The sequence below is a fragment of the Nonomuraea sediminis genome (assembly GCF_018531495.1).
Classification (GTDB): Bacteria; Actinomycetota; Actinomycetes; order Streptosporangiales; family Streptosporangiaceae; genus Nonomuraea; species Nonomuraea sediminis.
In genome coordinates this window covers 1-8,746 of sequence record NZ_JAHDTI010000034.1, presented here as the reverse complement: position 1 = coordinate 8,746, position 8,746 = coordinate 1, and the positions used below count along the sequence as shown (strand labels likewise).

The window sequence follows — 8,746 nt, the reverse complement described above, 5'->3', positions numbered from 1 at the left end:
GTGAAGACGCTGCCGTCCCACACGGCGGCGAGGGACTGGCCGGTGAACTAGTTGTAACGACCCCGAGGCGCTCTCCGCACGCTCGGTTCTTCTTGGGTCCGGGCTGCGTGCGGTCAACTTGGCCTACGTGAAGAAGAGATCATCGTCCTCTGACCTGCTGGAAGGGTCCTCCAACCCTAGATAACCACCGCGCCCGCATCCGGAGCGAACGCGGACACCGCTGGGGCCGACCAGCCCCAGCGGCATAACACTCGAAAGCGAACGGGTTCCCTGCGCCTTCCTAGCCTTCTGGTCCATGAGAATCGGAATCTTCGGCGCCGGGGCGATGGCTGACGCGCTCGGCACACGGTGGGCCGCCGCGGGTCACGAGTTGATGATCACTGGCCGCACGGTGGGTAAGGCCCGAGCCCTGGCCGACAAGTGGGGCGCCCACACCGACAGCTTTGAGGAAGTGGCCGAGTTCGCGGAGGTCGCCCTGATCGCGGTGCTGTACCAAGGGATGACGTCCACGCTGGCCCAGATCGGCGACGCACTGCGCGGCAAGGTGATCGTCGACTGTAACAACCCGGTCGAGGTCGAGCATTTCACCCTGGTCACCACACCCGGCAGGTCGATGGCCCAGGAGATCGAGCGGGTGACCGGCGGGCATGTCGTCAAGGCGTTCAACCTCTGCCACGCGCGGGTCTGGCAGGGGACCCACCGGTGTTCGACGGCCGCCGCCTTATCGTGCCCTACTGTGGTGACGATCCCGCCGCGTTGGACATTACGTGCCGACTGATCGCTGATATCGGTTGCGAACCGCTGCCGGTCGGCGATCTTCGGCACGGCCGCCAGGCGTGTGCAGGTACTTGCCTCGATCGCAGCAGCACGCGGATCGAGGTCAGGGTCGGTGAGTACGGCGAGGTCGGCCAGGGCGTGCTCGCGGAGCTGGTCGGCGGAGAGCGCGAAGTCGTCGGTCACCGGGACATGATGCCCGGCCGCGGACGGTCACGCGGCTCCACCAACCGCCGAGCTCCCCGCCATGACGTCGGACTCCTGCTGGTCGCCGGAGAGCTCTACAAACGCCCAGCTCACCACCGCAAAGGAACCAAGCCTCGCCGCACAACCTGACCGGCTACAAAGCACACAGCCCGACATGTCCACAACGCCACATACGCGAAGATCAGAACTTTAACGACAAGCTGAGGTCGCAAGATAGGAACTCCTGGGCCTGGCAGCGCCTACGTCACCGGCGACCGTCCCGCACCCCACGCGCCGCTCGTGAGACGTTCGCCGGACTGGAGGCGATGGTGCCGGTTCTGGCCAGCCACGCCGTGGCAGCCAACACCGCCACAGACAGCGCAGCCACCACTGGAAGGTTCGTCGGATCATCCACCCAGCGCAGCCAGCCGAGGGTGACACCCGTGAGTGGCAACAAGATGAACACCGCCCGCCGCCCCACGGGGGAGCGCACTGCCACTACCGCCGCCACCGCGACCACGAGAAGCGGGAGGTAACCTGCCTCCGGCAAGGGAATCTGAGGCCACGCCACGACGCTGGCGAGTAAGACGGCGGTCCATCCGGCCAGCCGCCGGGTTCCCAACGGACCGGGACCGGATGACGGAGCGAACGTCAGCATCACGGCGGCCAGGCAGGCAGGCAGGACGAACAGCAAGACGTTTCCGAATCCCCACCCTGCGAAGAGCACACCGTCCCACATCACGTAGATGGGAGAAAGGCCAAGCGTGGGCGGGCTGGCGACGAGCCCGGCGTACAGCACGGTCCAGCCCCATGCCACGGCGGCCGCGGCCTTTCGAGAGTTCCGCCAGGCCAGGAAGGCGATGAGTCCGTAAGGCAGGGACACAGCAAGCGTCTTCAGCGTCACTTCCGGGTCCATGTTCGCATCTCGCAGCGCATCCTCAGCGTAGATGCTGACTCGGCCGACTTCGAGGACAAGCAGGCAGATCGGTGCGAGGAGCGCCGCAAGGCTGAAGGCGGCATGCCAGTGTCGGCGGGAAACGGGCCCCACGGCACGGCGAAACCTGATGGTGAAGGCGCCTCGCAGCAGGTCGAAGGTCTCACGGGCACTCGGCCGGACGCGGCCGGGCGCGGCTGCCGAGAGGAGCACCGCGACCATTTCCTCTTCATGCGACGCGCGGTGCTCCTTCGGATACCACGCCACTATCCGTCGGTAACGATCCTCCAAGTTCACGTGGCGCTCCTGAAGACCATGATGCTGAACGCCGGGCGGAGTCTGGTGCGCAGGCGAGAGGTGGCGGTGTCGGCGTTGCGACGCAGGTGTTCCGCTTCGATGGCCAGCCTGGCTTCGCCTTCGGAGGTGAGACGGTAGTAACGCCGCGCGCGGCCGTCGACGACCTCCTCGCGGTCGGTCTCGACCAGCCCCTCGCCCTGGAGACGGTCAAGCGCGGCGTACAGCGTGCCGGCTTGCAGTCGTACCCGTTCACCCGAGATCTGCACGACGTCTGTGATGATGCCGTAGCCGTGCTGGGGCCCGGCTGCGAGCGCTGTAAGGATCAGGAACGTCGGTTCCTGCATGGATCTTCTGCTCATGTTATCTATATATAAAGATGAACTGACTCACGCGCAAGTCATGCCTTGGGCACCACACGGCATCGCGGCTGGCCTGCCAACCCAGCGCCTGCCGAAAACTCCATCCATCCAGGTCAAGCGGCATGTGAGTATTCGTGGCGAACCCCTGCGAGCCGATCTCGCCGGCGTACGCCCAGGTTGGCGATACGGCTCGGATCTGTGATCAGATCCGGGACGGCGCGTAGGGGAGCTGCTTGGGCCAGGCCTTGATGGGCGCGGTGCTGGTTGTAGAACTCTTCGTACTCGCGCAGGGCATGACGCAGGTGGCGTTCGTTCCAGATCAGGCAGCGGTGCACCAGCTCGCGGCGGCACGACTGCACCCATCGCTCCATGACCGAGTTCATCCGCGGCATCCGGATACCGGTGAGCACGGTCTGGATGCCGATTTCTGCGAGGATCTCGTCCATGAGGGCCGGGAACATCCTCTTCCCGCAACCGACGGTGAACACCCGGCCGGACGGGTCGTGGGAACCCTGCAGCTCGCCGGTGAGGAATTCCAGGCCGATGCCGGCGGCGCGATGCGACGAGGGTGGACGGCGCGGGTCTCTACCGATCCGTGTCCGGCTCGATGCCCGCTGGGGCCCGGGTTCCGATGATCAAAGATATGCCCGCGTCGAAGATGTCGTCGCCGGTGACTCCGGTGCTGCGTGCTTCCACCATGGCACGGGCGATCGTCGGATACGTTCGGACGAACTCTTCTGCGGTCTTGTCGTCCATGGTGTGGGCGCCCGTCGAGTCCTGCTCTTCGATGGCGTGGCCAAATGTGTAGTGGATGCTGGTGAAGACCACGTTGGCCGCCTCGGGCAGGGTGAGACCGCCGTCTTGCAGCGCGCGGAGACCATATTCGGCGATGCGGGCAATGGTGGGCGTGCCGGTTGGCCGCGCACCGGTCACGACCCGGGCCCCGTCCGGGTAGGTCAGCAGCGCACGGCGCAGGCGGTGCAGGACTCCGGCCAGCCACGGCTGCCAGGGTTGGCCTGACTGTAGCGGTGTGAGATCGGCCAGCTGTTCCTGGAGGATCGCCTCGGCCATCGCCTCCAGCAGTTCCTGCTTGTCGTTGAAGCGCCAGTAGATGGCGGGAGCTTTGACCTGAAGGCTGGTGGTGAGCTTGCGGAAGGTCACCCCAGCCAGCCCGTCCTGCCGCAACAGCGTCAGGGCCTGCCTCACGATCGTGTCCGCGTCCATGACGCCACCCTATAACTATGTTACATTGATCTCCTGTAACGCTGTTATAGAAAGGTGTGGTCATGAACCAGGCGCTCGTAGATGGCATGTGGACGTACCTCAAGGCCGGACTGGCCATGGACGTGGACACCCTGGACCGGTTGTACGACCCCGAATTCGAGAACGTACGGGTCGACGAGTCCGGTCAGACCGTCTCCTTGACCAAGGCTCAGTTCATGGCACGCTTTCGCGCTCTGCGTGAGCAGGGTGAGCGGGTGGGCGAGTCGATCGACGACGTCACCTTCCCAGCCACCACCGACTTCGGTGACCATGCGGCAATCGTCATGCGCCGGGTCCAGGACGGCACCCCGGCGCTGTATACCTTCATCTGGCGGATGGAGGAAGGACGGCCCACCACCATCCTGCGTGAGCTCACCTTCGACAAGGACATCAGCTACCTGGTGAAGATGGTGCAGGCCACCGCAGATGCCTAGCGGGTTACTCGAGTAGCGGGCAAAGCCCTTTCGCCGCAGCAGGTGGTCACCCTCGCCTCGCTGAGGGTGACCACCGCGCCTTGTCGGGCAGTGCCGGGTCGTCCTCGCTGCGCCGGGGGCGCTCCGTCCTGGTTCCCGTTCCGGCGGGAGCCCCCTGACCAGCAGCTACCTCAGCCCGCGGCCCGTTTCTGCCGTATTCCGGTGGCACCCCTTGAAGTCCCAGAGTTCGCCCGAACCGAAGGGTCTTCACGATGAACCCATGGGGCTTCACGCTTTATGAGTGATTCGGGACCCTTGGGTTCGCGGGCACCGGCGGGATCTTGTTCCTCTGCGGCGGTCGTCAGGAGTGCTCGGGCCTTTTCTGCGTAACGGACCGCGGTCTTGGCATCGAGTCCGACCTGGCCGTGGCGATCACGGCGTCGCGGAGTGACTCGCCTCTACGGCGGCGACGTCCTGGTCCGCGATCCACGTGCAGCCGCTGTCCGGGCTTCCGGAGTGCGTGATGACCACATCCAGGCGGTCACGGGTACGGGTCAACGCGGCGATCTGGGCATCGATGCGATCACGCTCGGCGGCGAGCCGGGCACGCGACTCCGGAGTACTGACCTTGGCCTCGACGCAGGGCAGCAACTCGGCGATGGTCCGGCTGGACAGGCCGGCCGCATAAAGCATCTGGATCAACTGGACACGGTCGGCCGCCGACTCCGGGTAGTGGCGCTGCCCGGAGTCGCTCCGGTACGCGTCCAACAGACCCTGCTCCTCGTAGTAGCGCAGGGCACGCACGCTGACGCCCGACCTTGCCGCCAACTCGCCGATACGCACCGTGACCTCCATCACAAGACTTGCCTCTGACGTCAACGTCAGGTTTTAGCGTATCGACATGCAGATAAACGGAGCACATGTGCTGGTAACCGGCGCCAACCGCGGCCTCGGACGACAATTCGTCCTGTCTCTCCTCGACCGTGGCGCAGGCAGGGTGTACGCCACTGCCCGCCGCCCGGAGCTCATCGACGTACCGGGGGTCATCCCGCTGCGCCTGGATATCACGGATCCGGCATCGGTCGCCGCCGCAGCGGCAGCGGCACCTGATGTCAAGATCGTCATCAACAATGCGGGAATCTCGACCGGGGCGAATCTGGTCACCGGGGATCTGGACACGATTCGCCGCGAGATGGACACCCACTTCTACGGCACCCTCAACGTGATCCGTACCTTTGCGCCCCAGCTGGCCGACGGCGCGATCCTCAACGTTCTGTCCGCGATCTCGTGGCTCGCCTACGACGGCGCGGGCGCCTACCACGCGGCGAAGGCCGCCGAGTGGGCGCTCACCAACAACGTACGCTTGGAGCTGGCCAAGCAGCGCACTCTGGTGACGGGCCTGCACCTGGGGGCCGCGGACACCGACATGATGGCCTGGTACGACGGCGACAAGACCGCCCCCGAGGTGATCGTCGCGGCGGCCCTCGACGGTATCGAGGCGCACCGGTCCGAGGTGCTCGCCGACGACGCGAGCCGCCAGGCGAAGGCGTGGCTGTCCGAGGACCCGAGCTTCATCTACCGGGAAGCGGCGGCCGCCCTCACGGCCCTGACCTCCTGACCTCGAAGGTCACGGCGCCCGCGGCCGTGACTTTTCAGGCGCGGTACGTTGAGCCGCACTCGCCAGCAGGTTGGTACAGCGTGCCCAGAGCGAGGCGGCGCTGACGCAGCCGCATCGTTGCCGGCGAAGGCCAGCCCGATGACGAACCCCTATCTGGAGATCGGCCCATTCGGCAGGCCGCCGGCCAGGGCCGGGCGGCTCAGGCCGCCTCGGCCTCCTCGTCTTCGCCGTCCATGCAAGACGAACGACGAAGACGATAGACCTTCAGAATTTCTGAAATCTCATCAATCTCGAAAGAACCACAGATTCCAGGGAGTACGCCCAGGTCCTGCGGCTATGGCCACGCTCAACCATTCAACGAACACAGGGGTTATTTCACATACGCACCGTCGCTTTGGGCCGTGTGGCGCGATTCTTACCGGCACCCCATGTACGGCAAGACCTCTGGCAGTGATCGCCTGATTCGCCTAGGTTTCGCATGTGCCCACAAATGACTGGGAGTCACTGGGGTCAGAAGAAGATCTTGGCGCCTGTACAGGCATGGCCGTCGTCGATGCGACCTGCTGGAACGACCATCGCCGTTTCAACCGGCCCACCCCGGGCCCGGATCACGCCATCCACCTCCAGCGCACCGGCGGCTTCGCCTTCCGGATCGACGGAAAGGACTGCTTCGTCGACGCCACCGTCGGCCTGGTCCTGCGCATGGACGAGGAGCGACAGGTCGCGCACCCGGTCAAGACCCACGACACCGCCACCATCATCCGCGTCCCAGAAGAGGTGGCCTCCAGCCTCACCCAGGGCGCCTTCACGATCTTCGCGCCCATGGACCACGCCCACCGCTCGATGCTCGCGGCCTGCCGCCGGGGAATCGACGAATTCGAGCTCACCGACCGCCTGTATTCCCTGGTCCGGCTCATCCCTGACGCTCACTCGGCGTCACACCATCGTCTGACCACCGATCTGCAGCACCGGCGCATCGTCGCGCAGGCCGCGGCGGCACTCGCCGAAGAGGACGGCCTCCGCCTCGGCCTGGACGCCCTGGGGAGGTTGCTCGGGTACTCGCCTCACCACCTGAGTCGGGTCTTCCGTCGCGTCACCGGGATGACCCTGACGGCGTACCGGAACGAGGTACGTGTGCGCGCCGTACTCGAGGACCTCCACCAGGGGGAGCGCTCCCTGCGCACGCTCGCCGTCAAGTATGGCTTCGCCGACCAGGCCCATCTGACCCGGGTGATGCGCCGCCACAGGCAGGCGACACCGAGCGCCTTGCTGGAGTCGCTGGCGCCGAAGTTCGCATGAACGTCCAACGCGATCGCTGGCCCGCCTCGAAACAATCGCGCCATAGCGACTCGCGATCCACGAGGAGGCAGCACGTGCTCAGAGCCCTGTTTGGGAACCTGACTCTGCAGGTCGCCAGGGCCACCGCCGCTATGGCAAAGATCTTGCCCCGTGACGGGTGAACGAACGGTCTGTGGCGAAGGTCTCGTTTGTCCCGGAGTTACCATCACGTCAAGCTGTAGGGGCGTAACGGCTTGTGAACGCGAAGTAGCAACCAGTGAGCGGGGCTGAGACAATCTCCGGCACCCGACAGGTCGGGTTTTCCAAGAAGCCGCGACTGGGCCGGGCGAGACTGGGCCCATCCGTTTAGGAGGGTTCTCGCACAGGGCTCTGAGCCAGAAAGCACTATTGCAGAAATATAGCGAAGTGCGACGAAATGTTCCCATCCAGATGGGAGGAGATGATCACCGTGCGAGGAGTGAAGTACGCGATAGTGGCGCTTGTCGCGAGCGCTGGCAGCGCGATGGCGACGATCCCAGCAAGCGCGGCAAACGACGTACCCGGCGGCGGCGGGGGCACCTTCTATGGTTGCCCGTACCTTTCGCCTGGCGAGTCTGCATTAATCGCCGAAATGCCGACCGAGAACCAAGCAGTGGCGGCAATCCAATATTGTCAGCAGCGCAACATGGAATATACCCAATACGTCTCGAACATCCAATACACCTACAACAACATAGTCACGGCGATCGTAAGGAACGATCGGTAGGTGCGGTGCAAAGCACTACCACCGCATGTACGGCTGACGCCTTGACGTCACAGCCCCGGTGCGGCATCACGCCCTTCTGGGCCTGTTTGATGCCGCACCTGGTCAGTTTGGGAACCTGACTCTGCAGCTGCCAGGGCAGCCGCCGCTATGGCGAAGCTCCTGCGAGCCCAGCGCGCCGAGCTGCTCGCCCACGGCCAAGCGTGGGGCTATCGGGAGCGGGTGGCCTCCACCTGGCAACTGGCCTTTGACCAACTGGCCACCTCCGACCCGCAAGCGATCGCGCTGCTGCGGCTGCTGGCCTGCTACGCCTCCGAGGCCATCCCCTACCGACTTCTGCTGTCACGGCCCGACCGCGACAACAGTGATGATGAGCTGCCGCGCGGCGACCTGGCCGTCAACGCCGCGGCGATGGCGCTGCGCCGCTACAGCCTGATCAGCCGACCGGTCGATGGTGCGCTCTCGGTGCACCGTTTAGTGCAAGCCGTCACCCTCGATCGCCTCACCGCCGACCAGCAGAGCCACTGGCGACAGAGGGCCGCTCTCCTGGTGGAGAAGGCGTAACCCGACGAGCCCGAGGCGATCGCTCACTGGCCGACCTACCGAGCCCTGCTGCCGCACGCTCTGGCCGTACTCCCGCTCGCTTCGCCCGGGTCCTGGACTGTGGCACGCTACCTGGGCGCCAGCGGCGACTACCGCAGCGCCAAGACGCTCTCCCAAGACATCCATGAACACCTAGTGCTCTGGCCACACAGGTTCACCGGTTCGGGGGTCGTGGTGGTTGGACTGCCGCTGAGCGACCACGCGGCGCGCAGGCGTGATCCGAGTTATCGGGTGGCCCCTGTCAGCCCCTGAACTGCG

12 protein-coding genes are annotated in these 8,746 nt (G+C 65.4%); 7 read left to right on the top strand and 5 right to left on the bottom strand.

Annotation, left to right across the window (positions count from 1 at the left end):
- The first annotated feature begins 295 nt into the window (after positions 1-295).
- Positions 296-778, top strand: coding sequence for an NADPH-dependent F420 reductase (locus KIK09_RS57140; RefSeq protein ID WP_214327966.1), 483 nt, complete (start codon positions 296-298; stop codon positions 776-778).
- Positions 703-1,110, top strand: a complete 408-nt coding sequence (locus KIK09_RS57135) for an NAD(P)-binding domain-containing protein (protein WP_214327967.1) — start codon at positions 703-705, stop codon at positions 1,108-1,110. The genes KIK09_RS57140 and KIK09_RS57135 overlap by 76 nt, the downstream gene beginning before the upstream one ends.
- 115 nt (positions 1,111-1,225) lie before the next feature.
- Here the strand turns inward: KIK09_RS57135 and KIK09_RS57130 are convergent, their stop codons facing one another.
- From KIK09_RS57130 to KIK09_RS57115, 4 genes are all read right to left on the bottom strand, one after another.
- The gene (locus tag KIK09_RS57130) at positions 1,226-2,191 is read right to left on the bottom strand and encodes a hypothetical protein (RefSeq protein ID WP_214327965.1); all 966 of its coding nucleotides are present in this window, start codon (positions 2,189-2,191) and stop codon (positions 1,226-1,228) included.
- Entirely contained in the window at positions 2,188-2,535 is a 348-nt protein-coding gene (locus tag KIK09_RS57125) for a PadR family transcriptional regulator (protein WP_214327964.1), read from the bottom strand. The genes KIK09_RS57130 and KIK09_RS57125 overlap by 4 nt, the downstream gene beginning before the upstream one ends.
- 128 nt (positions 2,536-2,663) lie before the next feature.
- Positions 2,664-2,996, bottom strand: a complete 333-nt coding sequence (locus tag KIK09_RS57120; protein ID WP_214327963.1) for an integrase core domain-containing protein — start codon at positions 2,994-2,996, stop codon at positions 2,664-2,666.
- Between the two features lie 139 nt (positions 2,997-3,135).
- Positions 3,136-3,774: a TetR/AcrR family transcriptional regulator C-terminal domain-containing protein gene (locus KIK09_RS57115; RefSeq protein WP_214327962.1), complete on the bottom strand. Its 639-nt coding sequence runs from the start codon at positions 3,772-3,774 to the stop codon at positions 3,136-3,138.
- A gap of 62 nt (positions 3,775-3,836) precedes the next feature.
- On the opposite strand from KIK09_RS57115, the gene KIK09_RS57110 reads away from it, so the two are divergent.
- The gene (locus KIK09_RS57110) at positions 3,837-4,247 is read left to right on the top strand and encodes a DUF4440 domain-containing protein (RefSeq protein WP_214327961.1); all 411 of its coding nucleotides are present in this window, start codon (positions 3,837-3,839) and stop codon (positions 4,245-4,247) included.
- A gap of 411 nt (positions 4,248-4,658) precedes the next feature.
- Here the strand turns inward: KIK09_RS57110 and KIK09_RS57105 are convergent, their stop codons facing one another.
- Positions 4,659-5,069, bottom strand: a complete 411-nt coding sequence (locus tag KIK09_RS57105) for a MerR family transcriptional regulator (protein WP_214327960.1) — start codon at positions 5,067-5,069, stop codon at positions 4,659-4,661.
- A gap of 58 nt (positions 5,070-5,127) precedes the next feature.
- Here KIK09_RS57105 and KIK09_RS57100 point away from each other — a divergent pair, with 58 nt between their 5' ends.
- From KIK09_RS57100 to KIK09_RS57085, 4 genes are all read left to right on the top strand, one after another.
- A complete protein-coding gene (locus tag KIK09_RS57100) occupies positions 5,128-5,844 on the top strand; it encodes an SDR family oxidoreductase (protein WP_214327959.1) in 717 nt (238 codons plus the stop codon).
- Positions 5,845-6,384: 540 nt separating this feature from the next.
- Positions 6,385-7,143: a helix-turn-helix transcriptional regulator gene (locus KIK09_RS57095; RefSeq protein WP_214327958.1), complete on the top strand. Its 759-nt coding sequence runs from the start codon at positions 6,385-6,387 to the stop codon at positions 7,141-7,143.
- Between the two features lie 439 nt (positions 7,144-7,582).
- A complete protein-coding gene (locus KIK09_RS57090; protein ID WP_214327957.1) occupies positions 7,583-7,888 on the top strand; it encodes a hypothetical protein in 306 nt (101 codons plus the stop codon).
- Positions 7,889-8,035: 147 nt separating this feature from the next.
- On the top strand, positions 8,036-8,449 hold the full coding sequence (locus KIK09_RS57085; RefSeq protein ID WP_214327956.1) for a DUF7779 domain-containing protein: 414 nt from the start codon (positions 8,036-8,038) through the stop codon (positions 8,447-8,449).
- Positions 8,450-8,746: the final 297 nt, after the last annotated feature.